At 40.7% G+C, this 15,290-nt stretch carries 12 protein-coding genes; all 12 read left to right on the forward strand.

Annotated features, from left to right (window positions below):
- Nucleotides 1-7 precede the first annotated feature (7 nt).
- The 12 genes from mapZ (at nucleotide 8) to HT720_RS00455 (ending at nucleotide 15,141) form a co-directional block, all read left to right on the forward strand.
- Nucleotides 8-1,414 carry a mid-cell-anchored protein MapZ gene (gene mapZ, locus HT720_RS00400; RefSeq protein ID WP_173274384.1) on the forward strand — a complete coding sequence of 469 codons (1,407 nt, stop codon included), beginning with the start codon at nucleotides 8-10 and terminating at the stop codon, nucleotides 1,412-1,414.
- Nucleotides 1,415-1,489: 75 nt separating this feature from the next.
- Nucleotides 1,490-2,914 carry an NADP-dependent phosphogluconate dehydrogenase gene (gndA, locus tag HT720_RS00405; protein WP_050219820.1) on the forward strand — a complete coding sequence of 475 codons (1,425 nt, stop codon included), beginning with the start codon at nucleotides 1,490-1,492 and terminating at the stop codon, nucleotides 2,912-2,914.
- A gap of 11 nt (nucleotides 2,915-2,925) precedes the next feature.
- Nucleotides 2,926-3,615: a response regulator transcription factor gene (locus tag HT720_RS00410; protein WP_173274385.1), complete on the forward strand. Its 690-nt coding sequence runs from the start codon at nucleotides 2,926-2,928 to the stop codon at nucleotides 3,613-3,615.
- Between the two features lie 99 nt (nucleotides 3,616-3,714).
- A complete protein-coding gene (cbpF, locus tag HT720_RS00415; protein ID WP_173274386.1) occupies nucleotides 3,715-4,710 on the forward strand; it encodes a choline-binding protein CbpF in 996 nt (331 codons plus the stop codon).
- A 380-nt stretch (nucleotides 4,711-5,090) separates the two neighbouring features.
- Complete coding sequence (locus HT720_RS00420; RefSeq protein WP_173274387.1) at nucleotides 5,091-8,645, forward strand: SHIRT domain-containing protein; 3,555 nt, start codon at nucleotides 5,091-5,093, stop codon at nucleotides 8,643-8,645.
- 281 nt (nucleotides 8,646-8,926) lie between these two features.
- Nucleotides 8,927-9,805: a mevalonate kinase gene (gene mvk, locus HT720_RS00425; RefSeq protein WP_000163312.1), complete on the forward strand. Its 879-nt coding sequence runs from the start codon at nucleotides 8,927-8,929 to the stop codon at nucleotides 9,803-9,805.
- On the forward strand, nucleotides 9,787-10,740 hold the full coding sequence (gene mvaD, locus HT720_RS00430) for a diphosphomevalonate decarboxylase (RefSeq protein ID WP_000373448.1): 954 nt from the start codon (nucleotides 9,787-9,789) through the stop codon (nucleotides 10,738-10,740). Before mvk ends, mvaD begins: the two co-directional genes overlap by 19 nt.
- On the forward strand, nucleotides 10,727-11,734 hold the full coding sequence (locus tag HT720_RS00435) for a phosphomevalonate kinase (RefSeq protein ID WP_000562398.1): 1,008 nt from the start codon (nucleotides 10,727-10,729) through the stop codon (nucleotides 11,732-11,734). The genes mvaD and HT720_RS00435 overlap by 14 nt, the downstream gene beginning before the upstream one ends.
- On the forward strand, nucleotides 11,718-12,728 hold the full coding sequence (gene fni / locus HT720_RS00440; protein ID WP_000210663.1) for a type 2 isopentenyl-diphosphate Delta-isomerase: 1,011 nt from the start codon (nucleotides 11,718-11,720) through the stop codon (nucleotides 12,726-12,728). The genes HT720_RS00435 and fni overlap by 17 nt, the downstream gene beginning before the upstream one ends.
- A gap of 76 nt (nucleotides 12,729-12,804) precedes the next feature.
- Nucleotides 12,805-13,503: a cell wall-active antibiotics response protein LiaF gene (liaF, locus tag HT720_RS00445; protein WP_001224643.1), complete on the forward strand. Its 699-nt coding sequence runs from the start codon at nucleotides 12,805-12,807 to the stop codon at nucleotides 13,501-13,503.
- Nucleotides 13,500-14,495 carry a sensor histidine kinase gene (locus HT720_RS00450; protein ID WP_173274388.1) on the forward strand — a complete coding sequence of 332 codons (996 nt, stop codon included), beginning with the start codon at nucleotides 13,500-13,502 and terminating at the stop codon, nucleotides 14,493-14,495. Before liaF ends, HT720_RS00450 begins: the two co-directional genes overlap by 4 nt.
- 13 nt (nucleotides 14,496-14,508) lie before the next feature.
- Nucleotides 14,509-15,141, forward strand: a complete 633-nt coding sequence (locus HT720_RS00455; protein ID WP_173274389.1) for a response regulator transcription factor — start codon at nucleotides 14,509-14,511, stop codon at nucleotides 15,139-15,141.
- Nucleotides 15,142-15,290: the final 149 nt, after the last annotated feature.

Here is a 15,290-nt window from a genome sequence, read left to right on the forward strand (position 1 = left end):
GATACTCATGAGTAAGAAAAGACGAAATCGTCATAAAAAAGAAGGTCAAGAACCGCAATTTGATTTTGATGAAGCAAAAGAGCTAACAGTTGGTCAAGCTATTCGTAAAAATGAGGAAGTGGAAGCAGGAGTCTTGCCTGAAGATTCCATTTTGGACAAGTATGTCAAACAACACAAAGATGAAATTGAGGCGGATAAGTTTGCGACTCGTCAATACAAAAAAGAGGAGTTAGTCGAAACTCAGAGTCTGGATGATTTAATTCAAGAGATGCGTGAGGCTGTAGAGGAGTCAGAAGCTTCTTCGGAGGAAGTTCCATCTTCTGAAGACATCTTACCTCCCTTACCTCTGGACGATGAGGAGCAAGGCTTGGATCCTCTATTGCTAGAGGATGAAAATCCAACAGAAATGACTGAAGAAGCGGAAGAGGAGCAGAGTCTTTCTCGTCTGGAACAAGAAGAGTCAGAAGAGAAAAGCAAAAAAGACTTTGTTTTAACTGCTTTGGCGCTTGTATCAGTAATTATCTGTGTCAGTGCTTATTATGTCTATCGTCAAGTGAATCGCTCGACCAAGGAAATTCAGACTTCTCAATCAACTACAGCCAATCAATCGGATGTGGATGATTTTAATACACTTTATGACGCCTTTTACACAGATAGCAATAAAATTGCTTTGAAAAACAGCCAGTTTGATAAACTAAGTCAACTTAAAACCTTACTTGATAAGCTGGAAGGTAGTCGTGAACATACGCTTGCCAAATCTAAATATGATAGTCTAGCAACGCAAATCAAGGCCATTCAAGATGTCAATGCACAATTTGAAAAACCAGCTATTGTGGATGGTGTATTGGATACCAATGCCAAAGCCAAATCGGATGCTAAATTTACAGATATTAAAACTGGAAATACGGAGCTTGATAAAGTGCTAGATAAGGCTATCAGTCTTGGTAAGAGCCAGCAAACAAGTACTTCGAGCTCAAGTTCAAGTCAAACTAGTAGCTCAAGTTCAAGTCAAGCAAGCTCAAATACGACTAGTGAGACAAGCCCAAGTAGTTCAAATGCTGCCTCAAATGAGACTAGAAGTTCTCGTAGCGAAGTCAATATGGGCGTATCAAGTGCAGGGGTTGCTGTTCAAAGAAGTGCTAGTCGTGTTGCCTATAACCAGTCTGCTATTGATGATAGTAATAACTCTGCCTGGGATTTTGCGGATGGTGTCTTGGAACAAATTCTAGCGACTTCACGTTCACGTGGCTATATCACTGGAGACCAATATATCCTTGAACGTGTCAATATCGTTAACGGCAATGGTTATTACAACCTCTACAAGCCAGATGGAACCTATCTCTTTACCCTTAACTGTAAGACAGGCTACTTTGTCGGAAATGGCGCTGGTCATGCGGATGACTTGGACTACTAAGCAGTCGTTACAAAATTCTTTCTTTTCAAAAGTAAAAATGATAAAATAAAACAAATGAAACAAGAGGAGTGTCAAATGACAAAAGCTAACTTTGGTGTCGTAGGTATGGCCGTAATGGGTCGTAACCTTGCCCTTAATATTGAATCTCGTGGTTACACAGTTGCTATTTACAACCGTAGTAAAGAAAAAACTGAAGATGTAATTGCTTGCCATCCTGAAAAGAACTTTGTACCAAGCTATGATGTTGAAAGTTTTGTAAACTCAATCGAAAAACCTCGTCGTATCATGCTCATGGTTCAAGCTGGACCTGGTACAGATGCTACAATTCAAGCCCTTCTTCCACACCTTGACAAGGGTGATATCTTGATTGACGGTGGAAACACTTTCTACAAAGATACAATCCGTCGTAATGAAGAATTGGCAAACTCAGGTATCAACTTTATCGGTACTGGAGTTTCTGGTGGTGAAAAAGGTGCCCTTGAAGGTCCTTCTATCATGCCTGGTGGACAAAAAGAGGCCTACGAATTGGTTGCGGATGTTCTTGAAGAAATCTCAGCTAAAGCACCAGAAGATGGCAAACCATGTGTGACTTACATCGGTCCTGATGGAGCTGGTCACTATGTGAAAATGGTTCACAATGGTATCGAGTATGGTGATATGCAATTGATCGCAGAAAGCTATGACTTGATGCAACACTTGCTAGGTCTTTCAGCAGAAGATATGGCTGAAATCTTTACTGAGTGGAACAAGGGTGAATTGGACAGCTACTTGATCGAAATCACAGCTGATATCTTGAGCCGTAAAGACGATGAAGGTCAAGATGGACCAATCGTAGACTACATCCTTGATGCTGCAGGTAACAAGGGAACTGGTAAATGGACTAGCCAATCATCACTTGACCTTGGTGTGCCATTGTCACTCATCACTGAGTCAGTATTTGCACGTTACATCTCTACTTACAAAGAAGAACGTGTGCATGCTAGCAAGGTTCTTCCAAAACCAGCTACCTTCAAATTTGAAGGAGACAAGGCTGAGTTGATTGAAAAGATTCGTCAAGCCCTTTACTTCTCAAAAATCATTTCATATGCACAAGGTTTTGCGCAATTGCGTGTAGCTTCTAAAGAAAACAACTGGAACTTGCCATTTGCAGACATCGCATCTATCTGGCGTGATGGCTGTATCATCCGTTCTCGTTTCTTGCAAAAGATTACAGATGCTTACAACCGTGATGCAGACCTTGCCAACCTTCTTTTGGATGAGTACTTCTTGGATGTTACTGCTAAGTACCAACAAGCAGTGCGTGATATTGTAGCTCTTGCTGTTCAAGCTGGTGTACCAGTGCCAACTTTCTCAGCAGCTATTACTTACTTTGATAGCTACCGTTCAGCTGACCTTCCAGCTAACTTGATCCAAGCGCAACGTGACTACTTTGGTGCCCACACTTACCAACGTAAAGACAAAGAAGGAACCTTCCACTACTCTTGGTATGACGAAAAATAAGTAGGTCTGCCATGGGGAAACGGATTTTATTACTTGAGAAAGAACGAAATCTAGCTCACTTTTTAAGTTTGGAACTCCAAAAAGAGCAATACCGAGTTGATCAGGTTGAGGAGGGGCAAAAAGCCCTCTCCATGGCTCTTCAAACAGACTATGACTTGATTTTATTGAATGCTCATCTGGGGGATATGACGGCCCAGGATTTTGCAGACAAGCTGAGTCGGACTAAGCCAGCTTCAGTCATCATGGTCTTGGACCATCGCGAAGAATTGCAAGACCATATTGAGACAATCCAACGCTTTGCCGTTTCTTACATCTATAAGCCAGTCCTTATTGAGAATCTGGTAGCTCGTATTTCAGCGATTTTCCGAGGTCGGGACTTTATAGATCAACACTGTAGTCAGATGAAGGTTCCAACGTCTTATCGCAATCTGCGTATGGATGTAGAGCATCATACCGTTTATCGTGGCGAGGAGATGATTGCTCTGACGCGCCGTGAGTATGACCTTTTGGCTACTCTTATGGGAAGCAAGAAAGTTCTGACTCGTGAGCAGTTGTTGGAAAGTGTCTGGAAGTATGAAAGTGCGACCGAAACCAATATCGTGGATGTCTATATCCGTTATCTACGTAGCAAGCTTGATGTAAAAGGTCAGAAAAGCTACATTAAAACCGTTCGTGGTGTTGGTTACACCATGCAAGAATAGAAAAGCAGTTGCAGTTATGTAACTGCTTTTTTTGAAAGATTTCTATATATTGACATGCAGTCGGGTCTTTACTACAATCAGTTATGGAGGATAGGTCTAATGAAAATAATAAAAAAATTGATGCAAATCGCATTAGCAGTCTTTTTCTTTGGTTTGCTAGCGACAAGTGCAGTATTGGCGGATGATGCTGATTCAGAAGGCTGGCAATTTATCCAAGAAAATGGTAGAACCTACTATAAGAAGGGGAACCTCAAAGAAACCTACTGGCGAGTGATTGATGGAAAATACTATTATTTTGATTCTTTATCTGGAGAGATGGTTGTCGGCTGGCAATATATATCTGCTCCACACGAAGGGGTTACGATTGGTTCTTCTCTAAGGCAAGATATTGCTTTTAGACCAGATTGGTTTTACTTTGGTCAAGATGGGGTACTACAAGAATTTGTTGGTAAGCAAGTTTTAGAAGCAAAAACTGCTACAAATACCAACAAACATCATGGGGAACAATATGATAGTCCAGCAGAGAAACGAGTCTATTATTTTGAAGATCAGCGTAGCTATCACACTTTAAAAACTGGTTGGATTTCTGACGAAGGGCATTGGTATTATTTACAGGAGGATGGTAGCTTCGATGCTCGTATCGACAGTTTGACGGTTGGGGAGCTAGTGCGTGGCTGGATCAATGATAATTCAACTTGGTACTATCTGGATTCAACAAGTGCTGCAATGCAAACAGGTTGGCAATATCTTGGTAACAAGTGGTACTATCTCCGTTCATCGGGGGCCATGGCGACGGGTTGGTATCAGGAAGGCTCAACTTGGTACTACTTAGACCAGCAAAATGGTGATATGAAAACAGGTTGGGTATATGTTGGTAACCGTTGGTACTACCTTCGTTCATCAGGAGCTATGACAACTGGTTGGTATCAAGATGGATCAACATGGTATTACTTAGATAATAAAAATGGTGATATGACGACAGGCTGGTTCCAGGTCAATGGCAAATGGTACTATGCTTACAGTTCAGGTGCTTTGGCAGTGAATACCACTGTAGATGGCTACTCCGTCAACTATAATGGCGAATGGGTTCGATAAATAATGATAGTATTTTGTAATTTGAGATAAATTTTAAGTAAGAGTGCAGCTTCACGAAGTGATACTGGATAAAAAGTTTTTAAAATCAGAAAACCGCATATTATCAGGCGTCAAAAAAATTGGCAAAAACTTGATAATATGCGGTTTATTGTGGAAAGATTTACTTATTTACTTATTTTTAACAAAATTGAGTTTTTGCCCAGTTTTACATGACATGTTTTAGAAAAAGGTATATAATGTTAGTGTAATATCAAGTGTTTTTTTGAAAGCACCATAACAATTACAATTTTAGGCTTAAAAATCGAACCTTCTTTAAATGCTTAAATATTTAAGGGGGGGGGGTATAAGTACCCATTTGTAAAAAAGAAATGAGGTTGAAAATGAACTTTAAGTCAAGAAAATGTGAAGAAAACGGGAAAAAAGTTTTACGCTATTCTATTAGAAAACATCATTTGGGAGTAGCTAGTGTAGCAGTAGCTTCGGTGTTGTTTTTTGCAACTGGTGTGGCGACTGTTCAAGCGGATGGACCAGGAGTAGGCGAACCAGTATCAGGCACACCAGCCCCACCAAGTACACCAGGTTCAGCAAGTTCAGCAAGTACAACAAGCACACTAGGCACTTCTGGTGCTAATACTGGTGACACAGAAATAGAAAATACAAATACAGATACAGATACAGCTGCATCAACTGAGAGTAATGGAAATAATAGAGCTGCATTAACAGAAAATGGGCCTATTAAGCCAGAAGATAATGTTGAAGCAAGAAATAATAATGAGAAACCTAGAGGGCTTGAAAGAGCAACAGAACCAGCAAATTATGATGGTAAAGTAAGTCTTATTGGTCAATGGACAAGTGAATCACACGAAAAAAAAGATACTGAAAATACATATAAGAATGCTACAGATAAATTAGGGAGTCCCTTATCTAATCCAGGTCTTTTCCGTGGCGCTGCAAAAACTTTTCTTGGTTGGTCTGATATGCCGCCAGTAAATGGGAAAATTGCAGATGGTGCAAGACTGTTCTCGGCAGAAGACACTATAGCTACAGCCTTTCCGAATGGCTTGTCAGCTGATTCTAAGCTATATGGTGTTTATGCCAGTCTAAATGACCAAGATACACCTTTCCCTGCTGATAAATTTTCTATGGGATTTGCGATTATAGGTGGAATGAATAAATTTGCCATTAATGATAATAAGGTTCATATTGATACGAATGTAGAATCAGAAGAAGTATTACCTAATACTAATTTAAATAAAGAAATAAAAGACAAAGAAAAAAATACCCGCCGTATCATTGATGAGTATAAACCGGACAATAATGATACTACAAAAGTGAATGAAGTGGTTTTAAAAGCTGAGTTTGAAATGGATAAAACTACAGCGATGACTGTGTATAGAAATCCTCATGTAGGATATGTTGGTCCGGTTTTATCCAACACATACAAGGATAATAATTTTAAATTAGATGAAAAGAAAAAAACTTACACCTATGTAGACTTAAATGTGAATTTAGACAAAGATTTAGTTGTTCCGGAAAAATTATATGCAGAGTTTAATGGTTACTCATGGAGACCATTGTATGCTCTTGGAATTAAGGAAGATGGAACGAAGGAAATCCTAAATGTGTATTCAAAAGAAGGGACAGCCTTAGGAAATACAAAAGATAGCTTTAATTCAATCGTTAGTAATACGGACCCTAGAGTCACATTTGGTGTTGAAACTAAAGGTAACCATAATATAACATTTAGAATGATTCTTAGATCTTTAAACGGATATGATAGTAATAGACCGGAAAATGAACGAAATGAGAGTATAGCTGAGAGTGTAGTAAAACCGGATGAAGGTAAGTCTATTGCTGAAACAATTCTGCGCAATATGACACTTCGATCTCTTACATCAACAGAACTTAAAGCTTTATTCCCTAATAAGAGTGATGAAGAAATCAATCAGATGGTTGTTCGTATTAATCAAGATAAAGCCAAAGAGTTAGCAGATACAAATGGAAATACAGTACTAAAAGTAACAGGTTCTGTTGAGGGTAATGTTCATCCAAGTGCAGGTAGAATCGGTAGTGGCTGGTTAAGCCTGGATTCAGCTACAAATTTACCTATTAACAAAGTAGAAGCTAACGTTTTAGAACTAGGTTATGTTACATTTTATAATGTATCCTACCGATTCCAAAGTGGAACAGAGGGAAAAGTATTACCAGCAGTAATCGAAAACTATAAGCCAAAAGATACAGCTACTTACGAAAATGAAGCGAATGTAACACCAACACAACCGACAACTACAGAGTATATAGATGCAGAAAACGATGGGAAATGGGTATTCAAAAGTTACGATGCTGAAAATAAACAAGTAAATAAAGCAGATGTAGAATTTATAGGAACATGGGTATTCGAATCTAATAAATATGGTGTAACATATAAATTTGAAAGTGGGACACCAGGTAAGACATTGCCAGCAGCAATAGAAGGCTATAAACCAACAGACCAAAACCGTTATGTAGATAAATCAAATGTAACAACAATTCAACCAACAAAAACAGAGTATGTTGATGCAGAAAACGATGGGAAATGGGTATTCAAGAGCTACGATGCTGAAAATAAACAGGTAAATAAAGCAGATGTAGAGTTTGTAGGAACATGGGTATTCGTGGCTAATAAATACGGTGTAACATACAAATTCCAAAGTGGGACACCAGGTAAGACATTACCAGCAGCAATCGAAAACTATAAACCAATAGACCAAAACCGTTATGTAGATAAATCAAATGTAACAACAATTCAACCAACAAAAACAGAGTACGTTGATACAGAAAATGATGGTAAATGGGTATTCAAGAGCTACGATGCTGAAAATAAACAAGTAAATAAAGCAGATGTAGAGTTTATAGGAACATGGGTATTCGAAGCTAATAAATACGGTGTAACCTATAAATTTGAAAGTGGGACACCAGGTAAGACATTGCCAGCAGCAATAGAAGGCTATAAACCAACAGACCAAAACCGTTATGTAGATAAATCAAATGTAGATGCGATTCAACCAACTACAAAAGAGTACCCAGTTGCAGAAGAAGATGGAAAATGGGTATTTAAGAGTTACGATGCTGAAAATAAACAGGTAAATAAAGCAGATGTAGAGTTTGTAGGAACATGGGTATTCGAGGCTAAAAAATACGGTGTAACCTACAAATTTGTAAGTGGGACACCAGGTAAGACATTGCCAGAAGCGATAGAAGGCTATAAACCAACCGACCAAAATCGTTATGCAGATAAAGCAAATGTAGTTGCGACTCAACCGACAAAAACAGAGTACGTAGATGCGGAAAACGATGGTAAATGGGTTTTCAAGAGCTACGATACTGAAAATAAAGCAGTAAATAAAGCAGATGTAGAGTTTATAGGAACATGGGTATTCGAGGCTAATAAATACGGTGTAATCTACAAATTTGAAAGTGGGACACCAGGTAAGACATTGCCAGAAGCAATCGAAAACTATAAACCAACAGACCAAAACCGTTATGTAGATAAATCAAATGTAACAACAATTCAACCAACAAAAACAGAGTATGTTGATACAGAAAATGATGGAACATGGGTATTCAAGAGCTACGATGCTGAAAATAAACAAGTAAATAAAGCAGATGTAGAGTTTGTAGGAACATGGGTATTCGTGGCTAACGCACCGACTCCTAAGCCAGAACCGAAACCAGAGCCTAAGCCGGAGCCTAAGCCAGAACCGAAACCAGAACCGCAACCAACACCAACTCCGACCTCAATTTCTTCAGAAGATTGGAATCAAGGAAGTACTGAAGTGCACAAGAAGGATGAATTACCTCAGACAGGTAGTCAACAAGATGAATGGTTGGTAGCTCTAGGTGGCTTATCTATCCTAGGTGCCTTTACGGTATTTTCTAAAAAACGAGAAGAATAGGATATGCTAGAAATCGTTTAAATAATGAAATGATGGAAATATATCCCTATAATGGGAAAAGCGATTGTGAATGGAAACAATCGCTTTTTTTGTGAAAATATAATAAAATAGATAGGAGAGAATAAATACTTGTAGGAAAAAATAATACTCTTCGAAAATCAAATTCAAACCACGTCAGCGTCGCCTTACCGTACTCAAGTACAGCCTGCGGCTAGCTTCCTAGTTTGCTTTTTGATTTTCATTGAGTATGGGACGGCTTTTTCGTCTAGCAAAAGGAAAAAATGACAAAAAAAGTTGGTGTCGGTCAGGCACATAGTAAGATAATTTTAATAGGGGAACATGCGGTCGTTTACGGTTATCCTGCCATTTCCCTGCCTCTTTTGGAGGTGGAGGTGACCTGTAAGGTAGTTCCTGCAGAGAGTCCTTGGCGCCTTTATGAGGAGGATACCTTGTCCATGGCGGTTTATGCCTCACTGGAGTATTTGGATATCACAGAAGCCTGCATTCGTTGTGAGATTGACTCGGCTATCCCTGAGAAACGGGGGATGGGTTCGTCAGCGGCTATCAGCATAGCGGCCATTCGTGCGGTATTTGACTACTATCAGGCCGATCTGCCTCATGATGTACTAGAAATCTTGGTCAATCGAGCTGAAATGATTGCCCATATGAATCCTAGTGGTTTGGATGCTAAGACCTGTCTCAGTGACCAACCTATTCGCTTTATCAAGAACGTAGGATTTACAGAACTTGAGATGGATTTATCCGCCTATTTGGTGATTGCCGATACGGGTGTTTATGGTCATACTCGTGAAGCCATCCAAGTGGTTCAAAATAAGGGCAAGGATGCCCTACCATTTTTGCATGCCTTGGGAGAATTGACCCAGCAGGCAGAGGATGCGATTTCACAAAAAGATGCTGAAGAACTGGGACAAATCCTCAGTCAAGCGCATTTACATTTAAAAGAAATTGGGGTCAGTAGCCCTGAGGCAGACCATCTGGTTGAAACGGCTCTTAGCCATGGTGCTCTGGGTGCCAAGATGAGCGGTGGTGGGCTAGGAGGCTGTATTATAGCCTTGGCAGATAATTTGACACACGCACAAGAATTAGCAGAAAGATTAGAAGAGAAAGGAGCTGTTCAGACATGGATAGAGAGCCTGTAACAGTACGTTCCTACGCAAATATTGCTATTATCAAATATTGGGGAAAGAAAAAAGAAAAAGAGATAGTGCCTGCTACTAGCAGTATTTCTCTAACTTTGGAAAATATGTATACAGAGACGACCTTGTCGCCTTTACCAGCCAATGTAACAGCTGACGAATTTTACATCAATGCTCAGCTACAAAATGAGGTCGAGCATGCCAAGATGAGTAAGATTATTGACCGTTATCGTCCAGCTGGTGAGGGCTTTGTCCGTATCGATACTCAAAATAATATGCCTACGGCAGCGGGCCTGTCCTCAAGTTCTAGTGGTTTGTCCGCCCTGGTCAAGGCTTGTAATGCTTATTTCCAGCTTGGTTTGTCTCGGAGTCAGTTGGCACAGGAGGCTAAGTTTGCCTCAGGCTCTTCTTCTCGGAGTTTTTATGGACCACTAGGTGCCTGGGACAAGGATAGTGGGGGAATTTACCCTGTAGAGACAAACTTGAAACTAGCTATGATCATGTTGGTGCTAGAGGACAAGAAAAAACCAATCTCTAGCCGTGACGGGATGAAACTTTGTGTGGAGACTTCGACGACTTTTGACGACTGGGTTCGTCAGTCTGAGAAGGACTATCAGGATATGCTGATTTATCTCAAGGAAAATGACTTTGCCAAGATTGGAGAATTAACGGAGAAAAATGCTCTTGCTATGCACGCTACGACAAAAACAGCATCACCAGCCTTTTCTTATCTGACCGATTCATCTTATGAAGCGATGGACTTTGTTCGTCAACTTCGCGAGCAAGGAGAGGCCTGCTACTTTACTATGGATGCCGGTCCTAATGTCAAAGTTCTTTGTCAAGAGAAAGACTTGGAGCATTTATCAAAAATCTTCGGTCAACGTTACCGCTTGATTGTGTCAAAAACAAAGGATTTGAGTCAAGATGATTGCTGTTAAAACTTGTGGAAAGCTCTATTGGGCAGGTGAATATGCTATTTTAGAGCCCGGACAGTTGGCCTTGATAAAGGCCATTCCCATCTATATGAAGGGCGATATTGCTTTTTCTGACAGCTACCGTATTTATTCAGATCTGTTTGATTTCGCAGTAGATTTGGCGCCAAATTCTGACTACAGCTTGATTCAAGAAACGATTGCTTTAGTGGAAGATTTCCTGACTTATCGAGGTCAAACTTTAAGACATTTTTCTCTAGAAATTCGAGGAAAAATGGAACGGGAAGGGAAAAAGTTTGGTCTAGGTTCTAGCGGTAGCGTCGTTGTTTTGGTCATCAAGGCTCTGCTAGCTCTGTATAAGCTTTCGGTTGATCAGGAGCTTTTGTTCAAGCTGGCTAGCGCTGTCTTGCTCAAGCGCGGAGACAATGGGTCTATGGGGGACCTTGCCTGTATTGTGGCAGAGGATTTGGTTCTTTACCAGTCATTTGATCGCCAGCAGGTAGCAGCTTGGTTGAAAGAAGAAAATTTGGCGACTGTTTTAGAGCGTGATTGGGACTTTTCAATTTCACAAGTGAAACCAACTTTAGAATGTGATTTCCTAGTGGGATGGACCAAGGAAGTGGCTGTATCTAGTGATATGGTTCAACAAATCAAGCAAAATATCAATCAGAATTTTTTAAGTTCCTCAAAAGAAACAGTGGCTTCTCTGGTAGAAGCCTTGGAGCAGGGGAAATCCGAAAAAGTTATTGAGCAGGTGGAAACAGCCAGCAATCTCTTAGAAGGCTTGAGCGCAGATATTTATACGCCTTCGCTTAGACAGCTGAAAGAAGCCAGTCAAGATTTGCAAGCCGTTGCCAAAAGCAGTGGCGCTGGTGGTGGTGATTGTGGTATTGCCTTGAGTTTTGATGAGCAATCAACTGAAACCCTAAAAAACCGTTGGGCCGATCTGGGGATTGAGCTCTTATACCAAGAAAGGATAGGACATGACGACAAATCGTAAGGATGAGCACATCCGCTATGCCCTTGAGCAGAAAAGTTCCTATAATAGCTTTGATGAGGTGGAGCTGCTTCATTCTTCCTTGCCTCTTTACAATCTGGATGAAATCGATCTGTCGACAGAGTTTGCTGGTCGAAAGTGGGATTTTCCTTTTTATATCAATGCCATGACAGGTGGGAGTGAAAAAGGTAAAGAAATCAATCAAAAGTTGGCTCAAGTGGCAGAAGCCTGTGGTATTTTATTTGTAACGGGTTCTTATAGCGCAGCACTCAAAGATCCAGCAGATGACTCTTTTTCTGTCAAGTCTAGTCATCCCAATCTCCTCCTTGGAACCAATATTGGATTGGACAAGCCTGTCGAGTTAGGCCTTCAGACTGTAGAAGAGATGCATCCTCTTCTCCTGCAAGTGCATGTCAATGTCATGCAGGAATTGCTTATGCCTGAGGGAGAAAGGAAGTTCAGAAGCTGGCAATCGCATCTGGCAGACTATAGCCAGCAAATTCCTGTTCCTATTGTTCTCAAGGAAGTGGGCTTTGGAATGGATGCCAAGACCATCGAGAGAGCCTATGAACTGGGTGTTCGTACAGTGGATTTATCAGGTCGTGGTGGCACCAGCTTTGCCTATATCGAAAACCGTCGCAGTGGCCAGCGTGATTACCTCAATCAATGGGGACAGTCTACCGTGCAGGCCCTACTCAACGCCCAAGAATGGAAAGACAAGGTCGAACTCTTGGTTAGTGGAGGCGTTCGGAATCCGCTGGATATGATTAAGTGTTTGGTCTTTGGTGCCAAAGCTGTAGGACTGTCACGAACAGTTCTGGAATTGGTTGAAACCTATTCAGTTGAAGAAGTGATTGGTATTGTTCAAGGCTGGAAAGACGATCTGCGTTTGATTATGTGTGCTCTTAATTGTGCCACCATAGCAGATTTGCAAAAAGTAGACTATCTTCTTTATGGAAAATTAAAAGAAGCAAAGGATCAGATGAAAAAGGCGTGACCACCGCCTTTTTTCCATCCTCAGACTGAGGTGACTTTTTTGAAGTGTGATAAAATAGAAAGGAGAGGATCAACCTATGAGAAAATTTAAAATCTTTTTATTTATCGAAGCCTGTCTTTTGACGGGAGCTCTGATTTTGATGGTTTCAGAGCATTTTTCACGTTTTCTGCTGATTTTATTCCTCTTTTTGCTTTTGATTCGCTATTACACTGGTAAAGAGGGCAATAATCTTCTTTTAGTGGTGGCAAGCATTCTCTTCTTTTTCATCGTCATGCTCAATCCTTTTGTGATTCTAGCTATTTTTGTTGCGGTCATCTATAGTCTCTTTCTTCTTTACCCGATGATGAACCAGGAAAAAGAGCAGACAAATTTGGTTTTTGAAGAGGTTGTGACGGTTAAGAAGGAGAAAAATCGTTGGTTTGGCAATCTCCATCATTTTTCAAGTTATCAAACTTGCCAGTTTGATGATATCAATCTCTTTCGTCTCATGGGCAAGGACACCATTCATCTGGAGAGGGTGATTCTAACCAATCATGACAATGTCATTATCCTCAGAAAGATGGTAGGAACGACCAAAATCATTGTACCTGTAGATGTGGAAGTCAGCCTTAGCGTTAACTGTCTCTATGGGGATTTGAATTTTTTCAATCAGCCCAAGCGAGCCCTTCGCAATGAACACTATCATCAAGAAACAAGAGACTATCTCAAGAGTAACAAGAGTGTCAAGATTTTCTTGACTACTATGATTGGGGATGTGGAGGTGGTCAGAGGATGAAAAAACAAGCCTATGTAATCATTGTTCTCACCTCCATCTTATTTGTCTTGTTTTTCTCCCACAGCTTGATGGAAATCCTTGATTTTGACTGGTCTATTTTCTTGCATGATGTCGAAAAAACAGAAAAATTTGTCTTTTTGTTGTTGGTGTTCAGCATGTCCATGACCTGTCTCTTAGCCCTATTTTGGCGAGGTATTGAAGAGCTTTCTCTAAGAAAAATGCAGGCTAATCTCAAGCGTTTATTGGCAGGGCAAGAAGTGGTTCAAGTTGCAGATCCAGATTTGGATGTCAGTTTCAAGTCCTTGTCAGGTAAACTTAACCTTTTGACAGAAGCTCTTCAAAAGGCTGAAAATCACAGCCTTGCTCAGGAAGAGGAAATCATCGAGAAAGAACGGAAGCGAATTGCTCGGGATTTGCACGATACCGTCAGTCAGGAGTTGTTTGCGGCTCACATGATTTTGTCAGGTGTCAGTCAACAGGCTTTGAAATTGGATAGAGAAAAGATGCAGATCCAGTTGCAGAGTGTCACAGCTATTGTAGAAACTGCCCAGAAGGATTTACGGGTCTTGCTCTTGCATTTGCGACCAGTTGAGCTGGAGCAGAAGAGTCTGGTTGAAGGAATCCAAATCCTCTTAAAAGAGCTTGAGGACAAGAGTGATCTCAGAGTTAGTCTTAAGCAAAATGTGACGCAATTGCCCAAGAAAATCGAGGAGCATATCTTCCGTATCCTGCAAGAGTTGATCAGCAATACCCTTCGCCATGCCCAGGCATCTTGTCTGGATGTCTATCTCTATCAGACAGATGTTGAATTTCAACTGAAGGTGGTGGACAATGGGATTGGTTTTCAGTTAGGGAGTTTAGACGACTTGAGTTATGGACTACGCAATATCAAAGAGCGGGTTGAAGATATGGCAGGGACGATTCAGTTATTAACAGCTCCCAAGCAAGGACTGGCAGTTGATATCCGTATTCCCCTGCTCGATAAGGAATGATAAAGGAGTGAAGATGAAAATTTTACTAGTAGATGACCATGAAATGGTCCGATTGGGCTTGAAAAGCTACTTTGACCTCCAAGATGATGTAGAAGTTGTAGGGGAAGCGTCCAACGGGTTTCAGGGTATTGACTTAGCCTTGAAATTGCGTCCAGATGTTATTGTCATGGATATCGTCATGCCCGAAATGAATGGAATTGACGCGACTTTGGCCATCCTCAAAGAATGGCCTGAAGCCAAGATTTTGATTGTGACTTCTTACTTGGACAATGAAAAAATAATGCCGGTTTTGAATGCTGGTGCCAAAGGCTATATGCTCAAGACTTCTAGTGCAGACGAACTGCTCCATGCCGTCCGTAAGGTGGCTGCTGGCGAGCTGGCTATTGAACAAGAGGTCAGCAAGAAGGTCGAATACCACCGCAATCACATAGAACTACATGAGGACCTGACTGCGCGTGAGCGAGATGTTCTCCAACTCATCGCCAAGGGCTACGAAAATCAGCGCATCGCAGACGAACTTTTTATCTCTCTCAAGACGGTCAAGACGCACGTGTCTAACATTCTTGCCAAACTTGAGGTTAGCGATCGTACACAAGCTGTGGTCTATGCCTTTCAGCATCATTTGGTAGGGCATGAAGAGTTTTAGTAGTTATATAAAATAATGTTGGAGAAATGACTTGATTTAGTACCAAAGAAACGAGTAAGCACCTCTAGCGTGATAAAATAATTTTTTCACAATATTTTTATGTTATTTGTTGACATTCATTTTATAGAGGAGTAGAATAGAGTTAGAAA

Origin of the sequence: Streptococcus sp. 68, from assembly GCF_013277415.1 — a bacterium.
In the GTDB taxonomy this organism is placed as follows: domain Bacteria; phylum Bacillota; class Bacilli; order Lactobacillales; family Streptococcaceae; genus Streptococcus.

Excerpts from the sequence above, each read along its gene's own strand:
- mvaD (WP_000373448.1), top strand. The coding sequence starts at position 9,787 with ATGGATAGAGAGCCTGTAACAGTACGTTCCTACGCAAATATTGCTATT.
- mvk (WP_000163312.1), top strand. The coding sequence starts at position 8,927 with ATGACAAAAAAAGTTGGTGTCGGTCAGGCACATAGTAAGATAATTTTA.
- fni (WP_000210663.1), top strand. The coding sequence starts at position 11,718 with ATGACGACAAATCGTAAGGATGAGCACATCCGCTATGCCCTTGAGCAG.
- HT720_RS00455 (WP_173274389.1), top strand. The coding sequence starts at position 14,509 with ATGAAAATTTTACTAGTAGATGACCATGAAATGGTCCGATTGGGCTTG.
- HT720_RS00435 (WP_000562398.1), top strand. The coding sequence starts at position 10,727 with ATGATTGCTGTTAAAACTTGTGGAAAGCTCTATTGGGCAGGTGAATAT.
- gndA (WP_050219820.1), top strand. The coding sequence starts at position 1,490 with ATGACAAAAGCTAACTTTGGTGTCGTAGGTATGGCCGTAATGGGTCGT.
- mapZ (WP_173274384.1), top strand. The coding sequence starts at position 8 with ATGAGTAAGAAAAGACGAAATCGTCATAAAAAAGAAGGTCAAGAACCG.
- cbpF (WP_173274386.1), top strand. The coding sequence starts at position 3,715 with ATGAAAATAATAAAAAAATTGATGCAAATCGCATTAGCAGTCTTTTTC.
- HT720_RS00410 (WP_173274385.1), top strand. The coding sequence starts at position 2,926 with ATGGGGAAACGGATTTTATTACTTGAGAAAGAACGAAATCTAGCTCAC.
- HT720_RS00420 (WP_173274387.1), top strand. The coding sequence starts at position 5,091 with ATGAACTTTAAGTCAAGAAAATGTGAAGAAAACGGGAAAAAAGTTTTA.
- liaF (WP_001224643.1), top strand. The coding sequence starts at position 12,805 with ATGAGAAAATTTAAAATCTTTTTATTTATCGAAGCCTGTCTTTTGACG.
- HT720_RS00450 (WP_173274388.1), top strand. The coding sequence starts at position 13,500 with ATGAAAAAACAAGCCTATGTAATCATTGTTCTCACCTCCATCTTATTT.